The organism is Pollutimonas bauzanensis, from assembly GCF_040393045.1.
Classification (GTDB): domain Bacteria; phylum Pseudomonadota; class Gammaproteobacteria; order Burkholderiales; family Burkholderiaceae_B; genus Pollutimonas; species Pollutimonas bauzanensis_A.
The window spans coordinates 1-17183 of sequence record NZ_JBEBUX010000090.1 but is presented as its reverse complement, the minus strand read 5'-3'; the positions used below and the strand labels follow the sequence as shown (position 1 = coordinate 17183).

Sequence of the window (17183 nt, the reverse complement as noted above, 5' to 3'; positions counted from 1 at the left end):
TCCCGACCTCTGCATTGCGAACGCAGCGCTCTCCCAGCTGAGCTACTCCCCCAATAACGTTATTTTATCAAACGGTTGATAGTGTTGGGAAGCATAGTTTGTCTCTTTTGACGGTAGTCAATCGCTAGGCGGAGCGCCTTGCAATACGCCGTCATGGAAGGCCTCCGCGCGCCAAGGATATAATGCTCGTTAGCTGAATTCATTTTACTAGGCCTTAGATCAACAATGACAACCATACTCGAAGACGTTCCTACCGGCCAGAAGGTCGGTATCGCTTTTTCTGGCGGGCTTGATACCAGTGCCGCCTTGCTTTGGATGCGCAACAAAGGTGCAATCCCTTACGCGTATACGGCTAACCTCGGCCAGCCCGACGAGCCCGACTACAACGAAATTCCGCGCAAGGCGTTGCAGTACGGCGCCAAGGAAGCACGTCTTATCGATTGCCGTCCGCAATTGGTGTCAGAAGGGATTGCTGCTTTGCAATGCGGCGCTTTTCACATATCGACGGCAGGCGTCACCTACTTCAATACCACGCCTATTGGCCGTGCCGTAACCGGCACGATGCTGGTGGCGGCTATGAAAGAAGATGATGTCAATATTTGGGGCGACGGCAGCACTTATAAAGGTAACGATATTGAACGTTTCTATCGTTACGGCTTGCTGACCAATCCTGAATTGAAAATCTACAAACCTTGGCTAGACCAGGTTTTTATTGACGAATTGGGTGGCCGCTCGGAAATGTCCGAATACATGCGCCAAGCCGGTTTCGACTACAAAATGTCGACCGAGAAAGCCTATTCGACTGATTCGAACATGCTGGGCGCGACGCACGAAGCGAAAGATCTTGAATACCTGAATTCGGGCATCAAGATTGTGCAGCCTATTATGGGTGTGGCTTTCTGGCGCGACGAAGTCGAAGTTAAGCGTGAAGAAGTGACTGTCCGCTTTGACGAAGGCCAGCCCGTGGCCCTTAATGGCGTCGAATTCAGCGATAGCGTTGAACTGCTGCTCGAAGCCAACCGCATTGGCGGGCGTCATGGCCTGGGTATGAGCGACCAGATTGAAAACCGCATTATCGAGGCCAAGAGCCGTGGCATTTACGAGGCCCCGGGCCTGGCTTTGCTGCACATTGCCTACGAGCGGCTGGTTACTGGCATTCACAACGAAGACACCATTGAACAGTACCGTATGAATGGTCTCAAGCTAGGTCGTTTGTTGTATCAAGGTCGCTGGTTCGATCCGCAAGCCATTATGTTGCGTGAGTCCGCACAACGCTGGGTGGCGGGCGCCGTTACTGGCGAAGTCACGATAGAACTGCGCCGCGGCAATGACTATTCCATATTGGATACACGTTCGGGCAACCTGACTTACAAGCCTGAACGCTTGACCATGGAGAAGGGCGAGTCCACATTCTCGCCCCGGGATCGTATCGGCCAATTGACGATGCGTAATCTGGATATCGTTGATACGCGCGAAAAGCTGTTTACCTATGTCAAAGCGGGCTTGCTGTTGCCGGCTGGCAGCTCCGCTTTGCCGCAGTTAAAGGGTAAGGACGAGTAAACGGGACAGTCCCGGTTCGATACCGAAAAGTAAAAACGGCGTCCGTAAAGGATGCCGTTTTTATTTGTTCTATGGAGTGTTGCTTTAGTCGATTTGGCCGAGCAGCAGAAATTCCATCAGCGCTTTTTGCACGTGCAGGCGGTTTTCAGCTTCGTCCCAGACTACGCTTTGCGGACCGTCGATGACGTCTCCGGTAACTTCTTCACCACGATGGGCAGGCAGACAGTGCATGAAGAGGGCAGCGGGATCGGCGACAGCCATCATTTCGGCATCGACGCGCCAATCGGCGAAGGCTTCGCGGCGCTCTTCGTTTTCTGCCTCGTAACCCATGCTGGTCCAGACGTCGGTAGTTACCAAGTGCGCGCCTTGGCAAGCCTCCATGGGATCGGCGAATTCCTTCAGCACTGACGGCACGGGTTGACCTATACGTTGGGCATCCAGTTGATAGCCTTCGGGCGCTGATACATGCAAATGGAAACCGAGAATTTCAGCCGCCTGGAGCCACGTATAGGCCATGTTGTTGCCATCACCTATCCAGGCCACTGTTTTGCCCGCTATGGGCCCCTTATGCTCGATAAACGTGAAGATATCGGCAAGGATCTGGCAGGGGTGATATTCGTTGGTCAGGCCATTGATGACGGGCACCCGGGAATGCGCGGCGAAGCGCTCAATACGGGTCTGCTCGAAAGTGCGAATCATGACCAGATCGACCATGCGCGAGATTACCCGCGCCGTGTCTTCGATGGGTTCCGAGCGGCCTAGTTGCGAGTCGCCAGTGGTAAGATGTATGACTGAGCCGCCAAGCTGGTACATGCCCGCTTCGAACGAGACTCGCGTACGCGTACTAGCCTTTTCAAACACCATCGCCAGGTTACGGTCATGCAGTGTGTGGTGTGGCTCGTAGCGTTTGAACTTGTTCTTGATGACGCGAGCGCGCTCCAGCACATATTGGATCTCAGTTTTCGAGAGGTCGCGAAATTGCAGGAAATGCCGAAGTGGACCTGTTTGTGGTTGGGGGCCGGACATAGTTAACCTTGTTTAAAAGAGCCATCTTACCTTGCAAGGTGGCCGTCAGCAAAAAATGATTTAGCTATCAATTATGGCTGAATTTCTAGCTAAGGACCTGCGTCGTCGTGGGACAAGCAGGCCGCATCAGTGGCTATCATATACAATTCGCGGCGCAGGGAAAGTTTGGTACACCTGAAATGGGTACGATTTGTCCGCGGAAGTCTATGACACATCTTGTGCAGCAATTAGTTATTCACGGTCTCACACTTGAAGGCCAGCGTTTTCGTCCCAGCGATTGGGCAGAGCGCCTTGCCGGTGTGATGTCGCAGTTTCGCCCCGCCGGGTCTTTCGGCGGGCATATTACTTACTCGCCTTATGTAGTGCCTGTCGTCCTGGATGAGGTTCGTTGTGTGGTGGTGGACAAACGTCTACGCGAACTCGAACCCTTGGCCTGGAAGTTTGTTTGCGACTTCGCCACCGACAATCATTTACAGGTTACCGAGCGCGATCTCGAGCCGCCGTCGCCGGCCGAATAAGCCAATCAGTCTTCTTGGCGCTCCATCACCAACTCCACGCGGCGATTGTTTGCCCGGCCTTCGGGCGTAGCGTTATCAGCCAGTGGCCGGGTATCGGCATTGCCTATGGCCCGCAAGCGTGTGCTTGCGACACCATTAGCTTGCAAATAGCGCACGACGCTGCCCGCGCGGGCGCCAGAAAGTTCCCAGTTCGAGGGATAGCGGCGGTTATGCAGCATAGGGACTGAGTCGGTATGGCCTTCAATGGTGATCTTATGCTTGACACTGTTGAAGACGGGAACCAGGCGCTTAAGCACTGCCAATCCTTCCAGGCTCAGGTCGGCCTGGCCCGAGCCGAACAGGATTTCACTGTTGATGCGAAAGCTTACCGATCTTTCGTTCACGATAATATCGATGTCATCGCCCAATTCGCTTAGCGGCAGGCCGGCAAGCATGTCGGGTGGGACAGGAGCGGCAGGTAAGGGTTGATCTGGGGCCGGCTCGGTGGCCTCATTTGCTGATGCCGGGAGATACGTTGCGGATGTCTCTGATTTGTCCGGCGTATCTTTGTTTTCTACAGCGGCAACTTCTTCGGTTAATGCCGTATCCGGCGACAAGCTATCGTTTTCAGTTGCTGCGGTCCCTTCTGGCAGCGCAACGTTTTGATTCGAGACATCGGCCTCAGGCACGGCCTGGTGTTGGTGGTGTAGGCCTACTTGAGGCAGCAGGCCATTGCCCCCCGGAAGCAGGCCGATGCTGGCCGGAATAGGGCTTAACGCGACGGCGGCGGGAAGCTCGCCCAGCGGAGGAATAAGGGCGACGATGGGGGAAGCATCGCTCGGCGCTTGTTTGACGACGTCTATCGTTTTTTTCCCTGAGTATGAAAGCATGACCACCAACAACACCAAAAGCAGGGTCATGACGTCCAGGTAGGTCAAGAACCATCCTTCATCCTCCTTGGTGGCGGGCGGCTGGATGTGCCAGCGTTTTCGGTCGGGTCTGCTTTTATTGGCTTTGCGAGCCGTTGCGAGCTCGGCCTCGAGTTCGCGTTGGCGTGCGGCCAAGCGCGACAAGTGGTTGTCGGGTTGCCGGTTTCGCCTGCCTGTACTGAGCGGAGCCTCGTACCTGCTTGTGTTTGAATTGGGCATGGGGTGCTGTCAGGACTCGGCGCCAGCTTTTAGTCGGCGGCTGCTGTGGTCGTTGATTTCGTCCTGATATTCCGCCATGAAGGAATTCAGGGTTTCACGCATTAGTGTGGGGCTGCGTTTCTGGCACATCATCGATATACCCTGCAACACCATGTTCATCAGTGCGACGCGCTGTTCGGTGCGCCGTTCCAGCTTGACGGCCACGGGTTTGAAAAGCAGATTGGCAAGCAAGACACCGTAGAAGGTCGTCATCAGCGCCAGCGCCATATGCTGGCCAACGGCAGTCATGTCCCCGTCGCCCAGCAAGAATAGCAAGTTGACCAGCCCGATCAGTGTGCCGACCATCCCGAATGCCGGTGCATAGTTGGCCATCACGCGGAATAACTGGGCCTCGGCGTGTTCTTTAGCGCGTAGCCGCGAAATGCGCCATTCAAGCAGGTCGATAATGTCTTCTTCCGGTGTCATGTCGATAACGAGCTGTACGCCGGTTTTCAGGAAAGGGTTGGAGATATTTTCCAGGGCGCTTTCTACAGCCCGTATGTTTCCGGTCATCCATATCCGGGAGATCGCAACCAGATCCTCGATATCGTGCGCCGTGTACAGGCGTTCGTTGCGGACGACGGTACGGATCAGGCCGAATATCCGCACCACCTCGGTGAGCGGGTAGCTGATGAAGGTGGCGGCCATCGTTCCGATCAGGACGATGCCCAGGCTGGGGAGATCCAGGAACAAGCCGGGATCTTCAGCGGACGAGAAAAGCACGACCCCAAGAAGCAGGATACTGGCAACGATGCCGATGAGCGTAGACGGATTCATGGGGTGTTTTGGGCGAATTACAATGGCGGTACGGGGGTGACGACTTTACCCGTGCTTGCGAAAGCCTCGGCATTCTCAAGGACAAGATTGGTCATGGCTAGCCGGGTTTCTGTCGTGGCGCTGGCTATATGCGGCACAAGCACCACATTATCCAGTGTTTTCAAGGCGTCGGGGACATTGGGTTCCGAAGCGTAGACGTCAAGGCCGGCGCCCCCTAGTTCGCCGCTGACCAGGGCATCGACAAGGGCAGTTTCATCTACCACCGAACCGCGTGCAATGTTGATGAGTATCCCATTGGGCCCTAGCGCCTTAATTACGGGCTGGTCGACCAGATGGCGGGTGGATGTGCCGCCTACGGTGGCGATGACCAGGAAATCAGCCCAGGCGGCCAGTTCGACCAGCGAGGGTTCATAGGTCAGGTCGACATCGTGGCGCTGATTGCGATTATGGTAGCGTATGTCCATGTCGAAGCCGGCCGCCCGTTGGGCAATGGCCATCCCGATGCGTCCTAGTCCGACAATGCCGATTTTTTTGTGGCTGACTTTGATGCCCAGCGGAAACCCGGCGTCTTTACCCCATTTGTTGGCTCGTACGTAGCGGTCAGCCAGACTTAACTTGCGGGCCGTGGCCAGTAGTAGGCCCAATGCTTCATCTGCGACGCAGTCATTCAGGACATCGGGGGTGTTGCTGACCTGTATGCCTTTTTGCTGTGCATGCTTGACGTCGATGGCATCGTAACCTACCCCATTGCTGCAAATGGCTTTCAAATTGGGCAGCTTGTCGATAAGTTCAGCCCGAGTGGCCGTCATCGCACTAGTGACCAGTACGGTAATGTCTTGCCCTTTAGCGGCTATGGTGGCTTCGGGATCGGATTCTTTCCAGAGTCTGATCACGTCAAAGTGTTCAGACAACCGTTCTTCTGCTTCAGGAAATGGGAAGGGGAGAAGTTCCAGCAGGACGGGTTTGCTTGTTGTCATTGTTGTCTCGTATGTCGGTTGTTAAGCTTTTATGCAAGCAGAACTATACCGCAGACGAACATAATGCAAAACGGGACGCAAGGGCGTCCCGTTTTAGCTAAGCGTTAGCTTGCGTACTGCTTTGCCGACTAAACCATTACAGCAATCAGGCTAATGCTTTAACTGCAGCAGCAAGACGGCTCTTGTGGCGAGCAGCCTTGTTCTTATGAATAATGTTCTTGTCGGCAACGCGGTCGATAATGCTGGTAGTTTTTTGGAAAACTTCGGCAGCGGCTGCTTTGTCACCGGCGTCAATAGCTTGACGCACGCGTTTGATCGACGTGCGAAGCATAGAACGCAGGCTGGCGTTGTGCTTGTTGCGCTCAACCGACTGGCGAGCACGTTTACGGGCTTGGGCGGTATTGGCCATAGTGTTGCGTATCCGTTTTTCTGTGAGGTTTATTCGGCAAAGACAGCTATTCTATATCACTTGCGCCGACGTGTAAAGTCAATAGGCCTGAACCCGCACATAAACAGCACAGCAAAATAGGCAAATCCTGCGGCCAACATAACGCCGCCCAACCATAATACACGCAGCCCCGGATGAGCGCCAAGGGCTATCCAGTCCAAATAGTGATTTGCCGTCCAGAGTACGGCGCCCAGTGCGGCAAGGGGAGGGATGATGCGCAGGCTGAACCATAGCCATCCGGGCCCTGGTTCATAGAGTTTGCGGCGGCACAATAGTACGACGAGCAGCAGGGCGTTGACCGTTGCCCCGAGTCCTATGGACAATGCCAGGCCGGCGTGGGCGAACCGGGGAACGAAAATCAGGTTGAAGACCTGGGTCAGTATCAGCACGAAAATGGCGATTTTTACCGGCGTCCGTATGTCTTGTTTGGCATAAAAGCCAGGCGCCAGGATCTTGATTGCCAATAGGCCGAGCAGGCCTGCCGAATAGGCCATCACGGCGAGCCGGGTTTGCAGGACGTCGTGCCCGCTGAAGGCGCCGTAGTTGAACAGCGTGGCTACCAATCCATCCGACAGCAAGGCTAAACCCATTGCGGCAGGCAGGCCCAATAGCAGCACCAACCGCAAGCCCCAGTCCAGTAAGGCGCTGTATGCACCGTGATCTTGACGGGCATGCGCTGCCGACAGACTGGGTAGCAGGACGGTGCCTAAGGCCACTCCAAGCAACGCAGTCGGAAATTCCATCAGGCGGTCGGCAAAAGACAACCAGGTAACGCTGCCTGGCGCCAGCCAAGTCGCGATATTGGTATTGATCAAGAGTGATATTTGCGCCACCGAGACCCCGAGAATAGCCGGCAGCATCTGGCGCAGAATACGCCGCACGATGGGGTCTTGCCAGGCCTGACGTAGCCGGGGCGAATAGCGCGGCAGCAGCCCCAGCCTTGCCAGTGCCAGCCATTGCACTAACAATTGCGCGACGCCGCCCACCATGACGCCTGCGGCCAGTGCATAGATGGGGGTGTCAAAGTAAGGTGTCAAGAACAGGCTTGCGCCTATCATGGCGATATTCAGCAGCACCGGCGTAAAGGCGGGTACAGCAAAACGGCTCCAGGTATTAAGTACGCCGGACGCAAAAGCTACCAGCGACATGCACACGATGTAGGGAAACATCATGCGTGTCATCCAGACTGCCGCATTGAATTCCGTTTGCCGCGCCGCGGTACGCATGCCGCTTGCCATGGCGCTGACGACCCACGGTGTGGCGACGATGCCGGCAACGGTAATTACCATAAGCGCTGCAGTCAGCAGCAGGGCAACCCGATCAAGCAGGATTCGAACGTCCTCATGCGGGCGAGTGCTTCGTACTTGCCCGAGTATGGGCACGAAGGCCTGCGAGAATGCGCCCTCGGCAAATAGCCGGCGCAGCAAATTCGGGATGCGAAACGCGACCCAAAAGGCATCGGTCAGCGGCCCGGCGCCGAAAGAGCTGGCTATCAGAATGTCGCGTATCAGGCCTGTTATACGAGAAAACAGGGTAAAACTACTGACAGTAGCGGCAGACCGAAGCAAGCTCATGAGGGCGTTCTATTACTTTGGTGCCATGCGGATGGCGCCATCCAGACGTATGGTTTCACCGTTGAGCATCTCGTTTGTGATGATGCTGTTGACGAGTTTGGCGTAGTCTTCCGGGCGGCCCAGGCGCGACGGGAATGGAATGCTTGCCGCCAGCGAATCCTGCACTTCCTGTGGCATCCCGAAAACCATAGGTGTACCAAAAATGCCAGGGGCGATGGTCACGCAACGGATGCCGACTTTGGAGAGATCGCGTGCTATTGGCAACGTCATGCCGACGACGCCGGCTTTTGACGCAGCATAAGCGGCCTGGCCGATTTGCCCATCATAAGCCGCTACGGATGCGGTGTTAATAAGCACGCCGCGTTCTCCGGTGGACTCTGGCGTGTTTTCACTCATGGCTGCTGCCGCCAGACGCGACATATTGAAGGTGCCGACCAGATTGATCATGACGACTTTCTGGAATAAGTCCAGGGCGTGGGGGCCGTTCTTGCCTACGGTGCGTGAGGCAGGCGCCACACCGGCGCAGCTTATCAGGCCGAAAAGGGCGCCTGCTTTCAGAGCGGCGGCGACGGCTGCCTGGCCATCTGCTTCTTGGGTAACGTCGCAATGCACGTAAGTTTGGCCCAATTCGGCGGCCAGTTTTTCACCGGCTTCGTCTTGTACGTCGGCCAGTATCACTTTAGCGCCTTCGGCGACCAACATGCGTGCAGTGCCTGCGCCCAGTCCTGATGCGCCGCCTGTGACGATAAATACCTTATCCTTGATTTCCATAATTTGCCTCGATTGTTTTTGGTTGGTGTTTGCCGATGAGAGGAGTTGTTCGGCGGCAATGCGGGATCGATGCCAAGGGCAGGCCATCCCGTGTCTGGTGCGATGCCGGGGCGCAGAACTCGCCGCAATCTTTGATGCGATTCTGGCCCTTTTTTGCTTCAGGCCTCCAGTGCCTGGAAGACTCGGTCTTTGATTTCTTCTACGCTTCCCAGGCCTGATAGTTGGCGATAAGCTGGGGCTTCGGCTGCGCCGGAGTCAGCCCATTGGGAGTAATAGTCAACCAAGGGGCGCGTTTGTTCGCGGTATACCGAGAGGCGGTGGCGTACGGTCTGTTCCAGGTCGTCGTCGCGCTGCACCAGCGGTTCGCCGGTGATGTCGTCGATTCCCTCGGTCTTGGGCGGGTTGAATTTGGTGTGGTAGCTGCGGCCGCTGGCAGGATGGACCCGGCGTCCACTCATGCGCTCGATGATGTTTTCTTCGGGCACTACGATTTCAACCACAAAATCCAGGGGAACTCCGGCATTCTTGAGTGCATCGGCTTGTGGAATGGTGCGTGGAAAACCGTCGAACAAATAGCCATTCAGGCAATCTGGTTGCTGGAGACGATCGCGGACCAATCCAATGATGATATCGTCGGATACGAGTCCGCCGGCATCCATGATTTTCTTGGCTTCAAGACCAAGAGCTGTTTGAGCCTTGACCGCCGCACGCAGCATGTCGCCGGTGGAAATCTGGGGGATCCCAAATTTTTCGGTAATAAATGCCGCTTGTGTACCTTTACCCGCACCGGGGGGACCGAGCAGAATCAGTCGCATGAATTCCTCCTGAGTTTCGTTCTTTATAACTTTTTCCGATTATGCCGCAATGCAGCAATTTTTGCACGGTCCGATAACGGCTTGAATTGATCAAGTCGCTATCGGGCGCGGAGTCGGTGAATTTGAAGCCGATTTATAACCGATTTACGAAGCTTTCGCGCACTCTGGCCAGATCGTCCGCCGTATCGACGCCTGCCGCGGGATGAGTGTCGGTGATATGTACCGCAATGGAATAGCCGTTTTCCAGGGCGCGCAATTGTTCTAGCGATTCGAAGGACTCCAGCGGCCCGACTTCCAGTGAAGAGAAACGCTGCAGGAACGCAACCCGATAGGCGTAAAGTCCGATATGGTGCAGGGCGGGGAGGCCGGGAGCAAGTTTTTGCACACCGTCGGCCAGGGCGTCGCGCGCCCAGGGGATAGGCGCGCGCGAAAAATATAAGGCACGTTGCTGCTGCGTGCACACGACTTTGACGATATTGGGATTGAATAGCGCGCTGGCGGCAATGATGGGCGTGGCACATGTGGCGATCGCCGCGTCGGGCTGTCCGGCCAGTAGTTGGGCAACATGATTGATGAGTTCCGGATCGATCAAGGGTTCGTCGCCCTGGACGTTGACCATAATGACATCTGGCGCAAGCTGCAATTGAGCCGCGACTTCAGCAAGCCTGTCCGTACCGGTCGGGTGGTCCGGACGTGTCAGCAGCGCTTCAAAGCCATGTTGCTGCGCCGCAGCCTGGATACGTGCATCGTCTGTGGCGACGACGACGCGGCTGGCGCCTGATAGTGCTGCTTGTTGCGCGGTGCGCACGACCATGGGTTTGCCGCCAATGTCGAGCAGTGGCTTGTCGGGCAGGCGGGTCGAGGCGGCGCGTGCCGGAATAACAGCGATAAAACTCATGGGATTCAGGCGGGGGTGCCAGAGGCGGATGTGTCGGCAGCCAATTCGCGCGCCTCATTTTCGAGCATGACAGGGATGCCGTCCTTGATAGGGAAGGCAAGTTTGTCGGCCCGGCAAATGAGTTCGTGGTGTTCGCGGTCGTGGTGCAAGCTGCCTTTGCAAATCGGGCAGACCAGTATTTCAAGCAGGCGAGATTCCATGCGCAGCTCCAGATTAATGCTAGGGTTTAAAGTACAGAGTTTAATGCCTGGTGCGTCGAGCGGGCCACAGCCGCTTTTTTATCGGCAATAACGCGCAGCAGCTGTTCGATGTGATCCAGCCACTCTGGGTCCGAAAACAGTGCCGCCGCGTGAACGACCCAAAGGCGGGGGTCGTTGAAGCGCTCGCATTTTACGGCGTCTTTTGCCGTGATAAGAATGAAGGGCGACGAGAGGGCTGTAAAAGGCGAGTGTTCGTAGGCATCATGGTCGGGAAGCGCTATCGTTTTTTCAAGGACAAGGCCGGCTGCCGTCAACATCGAAAAAAAGCGCTCGGGCTGACCTATGGCGGCCACAGCGCTAATCGGTTCTTTGCCGTGTTGGGCCAACCATGCCGGCCAGTCCAGGGATTCGCCGGTGGTTAGTTGTGTTAGCCGCGCGGGCGCCAGGCGCATGCTTAGCTGGTGAGCCAGCGTGGCTATCGGTGCGGCTTCGGTTTGCCCGTCGCTAAGGTTGGTGATCAGGTAATCAACGGATTGCAGGCGGCTGGCTGGCTCGCGCAGCGGGCCAGCGGGAAGAAGTCGGCCGTTGCCGGTGCCGCGCCCGTCTTGAACTACGATTTCAAGGTCCCGTCCCAATGCCAAGTGTTGCAAACCGTCGTCTGCGATCACGACATTGACGTCCGGATACTTTTTGTGCAGGCGTTTCAAGGCCAAAACACGGCTAGGATGCACTGAAATAGGGGCTTGCGTGGTTCGCGCGATAAGCGCTGGTTCATCGCCGAACTCGGACGCCGCCAGGTTTCCCCGGCCCGATCGGGCCTGTTCACCGACCTTTACGCCGTAGCCACGGCTAATGACCCCAGGCCGCCAGCCGCGTTCCTGCAGAGCTTGCACTAGGGCAATAACCACTGGCGTTTTACCCGTGCCGCCCACATAGATATTGCCGACGACCACGACAGGAAACAGGCTGTGGTGCGCGAGTTCGGGCTGTCGTTGATAACGGCGATGCTTGAGGGCCGCCGCTGCCATCATGGGCAAAGACAGCGGCAGTAGAAGAGTGCTGACTAAGCCCTTGCGTTGCCAGGCGGTCTGTATGGCCTTTCTTAAGAACGCGCTTATTTTCACGGCGTGCTCCGCGTGGCGAAGTTGACACGCGATATACCGGCCAAGCGCGCAGCTTCCATGACGCGTACTACGGATTCATGGGTAGTCTGCGCGTCTGCATTGATGACCAGGACGGCCTCGTTGCTATTCCGGGCCGCGCTTGATAGCGCCTGGGCGATTTCTTGGCTGGAAGTGCCAGCCAGCAGTTGACCGTTCAGCGCATAGAGTCCCTCTTGGCTGATGGCGATATTCAATGCATCAAGATCGGCTGAGCCAGCTTGGGCTTGGGGTAGCGAGACCTTCAGTTGACTGAAGCGTGTAAACGAAGTCGTAGCCGCCAGGAAGATGAGGATGACCAGCAACACGTCGATCAAGGGAATCAGGTTGATTTCCGGCTCGTCGTCGGGTTGACGCCGGCGGAAGTTCATAGTGCCGCCTCGCGGCTGACAAGACGATTGAGCACACTGGCTTCGCGTTCCATCTGGTGTAGGAAATGATCGACACGCGAGCGGAAGTATCTGTGAAAGATAAGGGCGGGGATGGCGATGATAATGCCGAACCCTGTGTTGTACAGCGCGATGGATATGCCGCGCGCCAATTGCGCCGGGTCGCCCCCTGAGGGGGTGTACGAGGCGAAAATTTCTATCATGCCGACGACCGTCCCGAATAAACCCATTAATGGCGCAACAACGGCGATGGTGGCCAGGGCGGGCAAGTACCGATTCAGGCGGTGTGCTACGTCTTTGCCGACATCTTCGATTGCCGCCAGACGGAAGGCGTGGGATTCGCCGCGATTGACAAGGACTTCCGCGAGCACGCGCCCCAGCGGCGAGTTGCCCGCCAGGCGAAGTACCGCTTCGGAGCTATCGTTTTTTTGCCTGAGCAGTTCTAATACCTGGCCAGGCAGCCGAGGCGGGAATACCTGATTGGAGCGTAAAGACAAGAACCGCTCGATAATCAGGGCCAAGCCGAGAACGGAGGTGGCAACCAGCAGCCATATAGGCCAGCCTGCCGCGTGGATGATTTCGAGCAATGTTGTCTCCGTCCGTGTATGGTTAGGTCGAACTCTGCATTTTACAATCGATAGCACCTTATGGGCGGTATTATCGGAACGCATGCCAGTTTTGGGTTTTCTGGAAAGTATGCAACCGGGAAGCGGCGTGGGTATGCGCCTAGCGAAAGGCGTACCTTCTAAACACATGTGTGGCCTAAAAAATATAGGCCAAATGGCGTGTAATGGTGCTTTCGAGAGAGTATCCACAAAATCTGTGGATAATTCTGTGGATAAGCTAGCTGACAGCCGCTATTTGATAGGTCTTGAGGTTCAATGGCTAATTTCAGCTCACCAGGGTTATTTGGTATTTATTGTTATATATCAATATGTTGCGACGTTTGCTTAAAGGGTTCTTTGATCTGTAGGTGGGATTTGATTGATATTTCACCAATTTGACAAAATGATTTCTGCTGTGGACAGAATTAAAGCTAATACGGATTTCTTATGGATTTAGATGGTAGGGAAGTTGCCGGAGAAGGCGTTTGGACAATAAGCCAGCTTAACCGCCAGGTAGGGCAGTTGCTGGAAAGCCAGTTTTCGCGCATTTGGGTTCGTGGGGAAATATCCAACTTTACCCAGGCCGCGTCGGGTCACTGGTATTTTTCGATCAAGGACGAAGGCGCAGCAGTGCGGGCCGTCATGTTTCGGGGCAGGGCGCAGGCGGTCGGGTTTATTCCGAAACCTGGCGAACGGTTTGAATTTCGGGTCAACGTCACGCTGTACGAGCCTCGCGGGGATTATCAGCTACAGGTCGAGAGCATGCGCAGGGCTGGCAGGGGTGATCTGCACGAGGCATTTCTTTTGCTCAAGGAAAAGCTGGCGGCCGAGGGGTTATTCGATACAGACCGCAAGCGCGAGATTAAAGCCATGCCCCTGGCCATTGGCGTGGTTACTTCCCTGGCTGCTGCCGCGTTACGCGACGTATTGACGGCGCTTGCACGTCGCGCTCCTCATGTTTCGGTTATTGTCTATCCCGCCCCCGTCCAGGGGCTGGACGCTGCGGGCAAGCTCGTGCAGGCGCTAAACGAAGCGATCGCACGTAACGAGGTCGATACGCTTTTGCTGGTGCGCGGCGGCGGCAGTCTCGAGGATCTATGGAGCTTCAATGACGAGCGCCTGGCCCGGGCCATCGTTGCCAGTCCAATCCCCATAATCAGTGGAGTAGGGCACGAAACCGACTTTACTATCGCTGATTTTGTTGCAGACTTGCGTGCGCCCACGCCGACAGCCGCGGCCGAGCTTTGTTGCCGTACTCGCCAAACCTGCTTGAATCAGTTGGATGCGGCTTTTAGCGCTTTGGGGACGCAGCATCATCGTTTGCTGGAACGCGCCTCGTTGCGGCTGGATCGTGCCGTGGCCGCGTTGGTCTCGCCTCAGCAGCGGCTACAGCAGCAAAACGAACGGTTGCAGAGCCTGAAGCATCGTTTAGCCCGAGCTGCAGCCGCTCCGCAAGAGCATCGCGCTGCGCGCCTGGCCCTGCTCAGGGCCAAGCTGGCGCATGCGCAGCCGCGGTTGCCCGAGTTGCGCAGCGAGGTCAATCAGCAAATGCAGCGCCTTTTCTCTTCGAGCCAACGCCAGCTGGAACGTCAGCGTCAACGGTTAGATGCTGCCTCGCAAACCTTGGAAGCACTTAGTCCGAAAAACATCCTCGGACGCGGCTATGCCATAGTACGTAACGATGAAGGGAAGATCATCAAAAATGCGTTAGACTTGTGTGTTGGCGAACAGCTTGGCGTTGAGCTAGGTCAAGGCAGTGTACGTGTCGCCGTGCTACAGGCACACGCCTTGCTGTGAATGCCAGATATTTATCCGCCAGGCACGTTGTATGTGCTGTTTGGCCTTTCGATTGGTTTTTTAAAGGAATTTGAACATGGCTTTTACGCTTCCTCCGCTACCTTATGCACTCGACGCCCTGGCTCCGCACATCTCCAAAGAAACGCTCGAGTTTCATTATGGCAAGCATCACCAGACCTATGTCACCAATCTGAACAACCTGGTGGCCGGCACTGAATTTGAATCAGCCTCCCTGGAAGACGTCGTAAAGAAATCTTCCGGCGGTGTTTTCAATAATGCTGCGCAAATATGGAACCATACTTTCTACTGGAACAGCCTGACTCCAAACAGTGGCGAACCCACTGGCGCGCTGCTTGCGGGCATCAATGCCAAATGGGGCAGCGTCGATGCTTTCAAAGAAGCCTTTAACAAGTCGGCTGCCGGCAATTTTGGTTCGGGCTGGACATGGCTGGTGAAGAAGTCGGACGGTTCGCTGGATATCGTGAATACCAGCAATGCAGCAACACCTCTGACCACCTCCGACGTACCTCTTTTGACCTGTGACGTCTGGGAGCATGCCTATTACATCGACTACCGAAATGCTCGTCCAAAGTACCTGGAGCACTTCTGGAATCTGGTGAACTGGGACTTTGCCGCAGCTAACCTGGGTTAAGTTCGCAAGAAACGGTCTGCATAGGCAGGTCGCTCCGCTTTTAAGAAACCCCGGTAGTTTTTCTACTGGGGTTTTTGCTTTTAGGTGCGCTGCCGTTGATGATTATTCTGAAGCGACCACACTGCGGACAATCATTGCGAGATATCGATGATTATCCGCGTAGTGCGCTAAGATTGAAAATTGCTATCGCGGCATAAGTTTTTCGCTAAGCCGCAGGCCGTACGATTTTTCTGTGCTTCCATTTTTTGAATTCCGGGTTTAAACCATGACAACTCAAGCTTTCATTTGCGATGCTGTTCGCACACCGTTTGGCCGCTATGGCGGTTCACTTGCCTCCGTTCGTACCGACGACCTTGCCGCGGTCCCATTGAAGGCCTTGATGCAACGTAATCCCGATGTGGACTGGGCCAGGCTGGACGATACCCTGTTCGGTTGCGCAAACCAGGCGGGCGAAGACAACCGCAACGTGGCGCATATGGCGACATTGCTGGCTGGTTTACCCATTGACGTTCCCGGTGCAACGATTAACCGCCTGTGCGGCTCCGGTCTGGATGCCATCGGGTCTGCGGCTCGCGCCATTCGTTCAGGCGATGCGCAGTTCGTATTGGCGGGTGGTGTTGAAAGCATGAGCCGTGCTCCATTTGTCATGGGCAAGGCCGAAAGCGCTTTTTCGCGCAGTGCCTCCATTTTCGATACAACTATCGGCTGGCGATTCGTCAACAAATTGATGAAGGCGCAGTATGGCGTAGATTCCATGCCCGAAACCGCTGAAAATGTTGCCGACCAATTCAAGGTGTCGCGTGCCGATCAAGATCTTTTTGCCTTGGCAAGCCAGAACAAAGCCGCTGCGGCGCAGTTGGCCGGTGTCTTCAAGTCTGAAATCGTTCCGGTACTGATTGCTCAGAAAAAGGGCGACCCCATCGTGGTTGATACCGACGAGCATCCACGCCAGACAACACTCGAAAGCCTTGCGCGTCTTAAGCCTGTAGTACGTGCCGACGGTACTGTCACGGCAGGCAATGCATCAGGCGTCAATGATGGGGCTTGCGGTTTGCTGGTCGCATCGGAGTCCATGGCGCGCGAACAGGGTCTGGTCCCACGTGCGCGTGTTGTAGCGATGGCGACTGCGGGCGTCGAGCCACGCATCATGGGCATAGGCCCAGCGCCTGCATCGAAGAAAGTTTTGGCTTTGGCTGGGCTGACGATCGATCAGATGGATGTCATTGAGTTGAACGAGGCATTTGCATCGCAGGGTCTGGCTGTACTGCGTTTGCTGGGTCTGGACGACAATGATCCCCGTGTGAACCCTAATGGCGGCGCCATTGCCCTGGGTCATCCTTTGGGCGCCAGTGGTGCGCGTCTGGCGATTACCGCGGTGAATCAGTTGCATCGCACTGGCGGGCGTTATGCGCTGTGCACGATGTGCATTGGGGTAGGCCAGGGCATAGCGGTTATTCTCGAGCGCGTATAGGCATTAGGGTTTTGTGCAGACCTGCTTGTCAGGTCTGACACTTCCGCTTTTTCTTAGCTCGTGGGTTAGGTCTGAGTAGCTTGCTTCCTTCCTGATCCGTGTGTCGCGGTCCGAGTATCTGCTTTCTGCTTAGCCCGCGTGTCAGGTCCTATGGGGTGGTGTTTTGCTCCTCGTGGCCGGTTCGGCGCCCAGCGGCGCCGAACATCGCTTAACCTTGCTCATGCGCCCGTTCGGGCTCCTTTCGCCTACGGTTCGCTCGGCCCCTACGCCGGGCGCCCCGAAAGTCGCTGCAACACCACCCCATAGGACCTGACACGCTGCGCAATGGAGATTTGAAACGTTGCTGGGACGACCTGCGTGCTTGGCCTTTTTGCATGGC

The 17183-nt window shown here is 55.9% G+C and carries 18 protein-coding genes; 5 read left to right on the top strand and 13 right to left on the bottom strand.

All coding sequences use genetic code 11. The features are described 5' to 3' along the window. The first annotated feature begins 225 nt into the window (after positions 1 to 225). Positions 226 to 1560, top strand: a complete 1335-nt coding sequence (gene argG / locus ABWO67_RS13770) for an argininosuccinate synthase (protein WP_353152437.1) — start codon at positions 226 to 228, stop codon at positions 1558 to 1560. A gap of 84 nt (positions 1561 to 1644) precedes the next feature. Here the strand turns inward: argG and argF are convergent, their stop codons facing one another. After that, positions 1645 to 2586: an ornithine carbamoyltransferase gene (gene argF, locus ABWO67_RS13765; RefSeq protein ID WP_353152435.1), complete on the bottom strand. Its 942-nt coding sequence runs from the start codon at positions 2584 to 2586 to the stop codon at positions 1645 to 1647. A gap of 206 nt (positions 2587 to 2792) precedes the next feature. Between argF and ABWO67_RS13760 the strand changes: the two genes are divergently transcribed. Then, positions 2793 to 3104: a DUF3579 domain-containing protein gene (locus tag ABWO67_RS13760; protein ID WP_353152433.1), complete on the top strand. Its 312-nt coding sequence runs from the start codon at positions 2793 to 2795 to the stop codon at positions 3102 to 3104. Positions 3105 to 3109: 5 nt separating this feature from the next. On the opposite strand, the gene ABWO67_RS13755 is transcribed toward ABWO67_RS13760, so the two are convergent. The 12 genes from ABWO67_RS13755 to ABWO67_RS13700 form a co-directional block, all read right to left on the bottom strand. After that, positions 3110 to 4231 carry an OmpA/MotB family protein gene (locus ABWO67_RS13755; protein WP_353152431.1) on the bottom strand — a complete coding sequence of 374 codons (1122 nt, stop codon included), beginning with the start codon at positions 4229 to 4231 and terminating at the stop codon, positions 3110 to 3112. A 9-nt stretch (positions 4232 to 4240) separates the two neighbouring features. Further along, positions 4241 to 5047, bottom strand: a complete 807-nt coding sequence (locus tag ABWO67_RS13750; RefSeq protein WP_353152429.1) for a motility protein A — start codon at positions 5045 to 5047, stop codon at positions 4241 to 4243. Positions 5048 to 5064: 17 nt separating this feature from the next. Further along, entirely contained in the window at positions 5065 to 6024 is a 960-nt protein-coding gene (locus ABWO67_RS13745) for a 2-hydroxyacid dehydrogenase (RefSeq protein ID WP_353152427.1), read from the bottom strand. 145 nt (positions 6025 to 6169) lie between these two features. Next, the gene (gene rpsT / locus ABWO67_RS13740; protein WP_132640922.1) at positions 6170 to 6433 is read right to left on the bottom strand and encodes a 30S ribosomal protein S20; all 264 of its coding nucleotides are present in this window, start codon (positions 6431 to 6433) and stop codon (positions 6170 to 6172) included. Positions 6434 to 6489: 56 nt separating this feature from the next. Then, positions 6490 to 8046, bottom strand: coding sequence for a murein biosynthesis integral membrane protein MurJ (gene murJ, locus ABWO67_RS13735; protein ID WP_353152425.1), 1557 nt, complete (start codon positions 8044 to 8046; stop codon positions 6490 to 6492). A gap of 12 nt (positions 8047 to 8058) precedes the next feature. Beyond that, entirely contained in the window at positions 8059 to 8817 is a 759-nt protein-coding gene (locus ABWO67_RS13730; RefSeq protein ID WP_353152423.1) for a 3-hydroxyacyl-CoA dehydrogenase, read from the bottom strand. 158 nt (positions 8818 to 8975) lie between these two features. Continuing rightward, positions 8976 to 9632: an adenylate kinase gene (gene adk / locus ABWO67_RS13725; RefSeq protein WP_353152421.1), complete on the bottom strand. Its 657-nt coding sequence runs from the start codon at positions 9630 to 9632 to the stop codon at positions 8976 to 8978. Between the two features lie 133 nt (positions 9633 to 9765). Next, positions 9766 to 10530, bottom strand: a complete 765-nt coding sequence (kdsB, locus tag ABWO67_RS13720; RefSeq protein ID WP_353152419.1) for a 3-deoxy-manno-octulosonate cytidylyltransferase — start codon at positions 10528 to 10530, stop codon at positions 9766 to 9768. Between the two features lie 5 nt (positions 10531 to 10535). Then, on the bottom strand, positions 10536 to 10730 hold the full coding sequence (locus ABWO67_RS13715; protein WP_353152417.1) for a Trm112 family protein: 195 nt from the start codon (positions 10728 to 10730) through the stop codon (positions 10536 to 10538). A 26-nt stretch (positions 10731 to 10756) separates the two neighbouring features. Further along, on the bottom strand, positions 10757 to 11854 hold the full coding sequence (lpxK, locus tag ABWO67_RS13710; protein ID WP_353152415.1) for a tetraacyldisaccharide 4'-kinase: 1098 nt from the start codon (positions 11852 to 11854) through the stop codon (positions 10757 to 10759). Next, positions 11851 to 12261, bottom strand: a complete 411-nt coding sequence (locus ABWO67_RS13705) for an ExbD/TolR family protein (RefSeq protein WP_353152413.1) — start codon at positions 12259 to 12261, stop codon at positions 11851 to 11853. The genes lpxK and ABWO67_RS13705 overlap by 4 nt, the downstream gene beginning before the upstream one ends. Next, positions 12258 to 12866: a MotA/TolQ/ExbB proton channel family protein gene (locus ABWO67_RS13700; RefSeq protein ID WP_353152411.1), complete on the bottom strand. Its 609-nt coding sequence runs from the start codon at positions 12864 to 12866 to the stop codon at positions 12258 to 12260. The genes ABWO67_RS13705 and ABWO67_RS13700 overlap by 4 nt, the downstream gene beginning before the upstream one ends. 465 nt (positions 12867 to 13331) lie before the next feature. On the opposite strand from ABWO67_RS13700, the gene xseA reads away from it, so the two are divergent. From xseA to pcaF, 3 genes are all read left to right on the top strand, one after another. Next, on the top strand, positions 13332 to 14681 hold the full coding sequence (gene xseA / locus ABWO67_RS13695; RefSeq protein ID WP_353152409.1) for an exodeoxyribonuclease VII large subunit: 1350 nt from the start codon (positions 13332 to 13334) through the stop codon (positions 14679 to 14681). A 76-nt stretch (positions 14682 to 14757) separates the two neighbouring features. Continuing rightward, entirely contained in the window at positions 14758 to 15333 is a 576-nt protein-coding gene (sodB, locus tag ABWO67_RS13690) for a superoxide dismutase [Fe] (RefSeq protein ID WP_353152407.1), read from the top strand. 265 nt (positions 15334 to 15598) lie between these two features. Then, positions 15599 to 16804: a 3-oxoadipyl-CoA thiolase gene (gene pcaF / locus ABWO67_RS13685; RefSeq protein ID WP_353152405.1), complete on the top strand. Its 1206-nt coding sequence runs from the start codon at positions 15599 to 15601 to the stop codon at positions 16802 to 16804. The last annotated feature ends 379 nt before the right edge of the window (positions 16805 to 17183 follow it).

What these genes read in the sequence shown, in the direction of transcription:
- argG (WP_353152437.1), top strand. Translation starts at nt 226, where the DNA reads ATGACAACCATACTCGAAGACGTTCCTACCGGCCAGAAGGTCGGTATC.
- argF (WP_353152435.1), bottom strand. Translation starts at nt 2,586, where the DNA reads ATGTCCGGCCCCCAACCACAAACAGGTCCACTTCGGCATTTCCTGCAA.
- ABWO67_RS13760 (WP_353152433.1), top strand. Translation starts at nt 2,793, where the DNA reads ATGACACATCTTGTGCAGCAATTAGTTATTCACGGTCTCACACTTGAA.
- ABWO67_RS13755 (WP_353152431.1), bottom strand. Translation starts at nt 4,231, where the DNA reads ATGCCCAATTCAAACACAAGCAGGTACGAGGCTCCGCTCAGTACAGGC.
- ABWO67_RS13750 (WP_353152429.1), bottom strand. Translation starts at nt 5,047, where the DNA reads ATGAATCCGTCTACGCTCATCGGCATCGTTGCCAGTATCCTGCTTCTT.
- ABWO67_RS13745 (WP_353152427.1), bottom strand. Translation starts at nt 6,024, where the DNA reads ATGACAACAAGCAAACCCGTCCTGCTGGAACTTCTCCCCTTCCCATTT.
- rpsT (WP_132640922.1), bottom strand. Translation starts at nt 6,433, where the DNA reads ATGGCCAATACCGCCCAAGCCCGTAAACGTGCTCGCCAGTCGGTTGAG.
- murJ (WP_353152425.1), bottom strand. Translation starts at nt 8,046, where the DNA reads ATGAGCTTGCTTCGGTCTGCCGCTACTGTCAGTAGTTTTACCCTGTTT.
- ABWO67_RS13730 (WP_353152423.1), bottom strand. Translation starts at nt 8,817, where the DNA reads ATGGAAATCAAGGATAAGGTATTTATCGTCACAGGCGGCGCATCAGGA.
- adk (WP_353152421.1), bottom strand. Translation starts at nt 9,632, where the DNA reads ATGCGACTGATTCTGCTCGGTCCCCCCGGTGCGGGTAAAGGTACACAA.
- kdsB (WP_353152419.1), bottom strand. Translation starts at nt 10,530, where the DNA reads ATGAGTTTTATCGCTGTTATTCCGGCACGCGCCGCCTCGACCCGCCTG.
- ABWO67_RS13715 (WP_353152417.1), bottom strand. Translation starts at nt 10,730, where the DNA reads ATGGAATCTCGCCTGCTTGAAATACTGGTCTGCCCGATTTGCAAAGGC.
- ABWO67_RS13705 (WP_353152413.1), bottom strand. Translation starts at nt 12,261, where the DNA reads ATGAACTTCCGCCGGCGTCAACCCGACGACGAGCCGGAAATCAACCTG.
- xseA (WP_353152409.1), top strand. Translation starts at nt 13,332, where the DNA reads ATGGATTTAGATGGTAGGGAAGTTGCCGGAGAAGGCGTTTGGACAATA.
- sodB (WP_353152407.1), top strand. Translation starts at nt 14,758, where the DNA reads ATGGCTTTTACGCTTCCTCCGCTACCTTATGCACTCGACGCCCTGGCT.
- pcaF (WP_353152405.1), top strand. Translation starts at nt 15,599, where the DNA reads ATGACAACTCAAGCTTTCATTTGCGATGCTGTTCGCACACCGTTTGGC.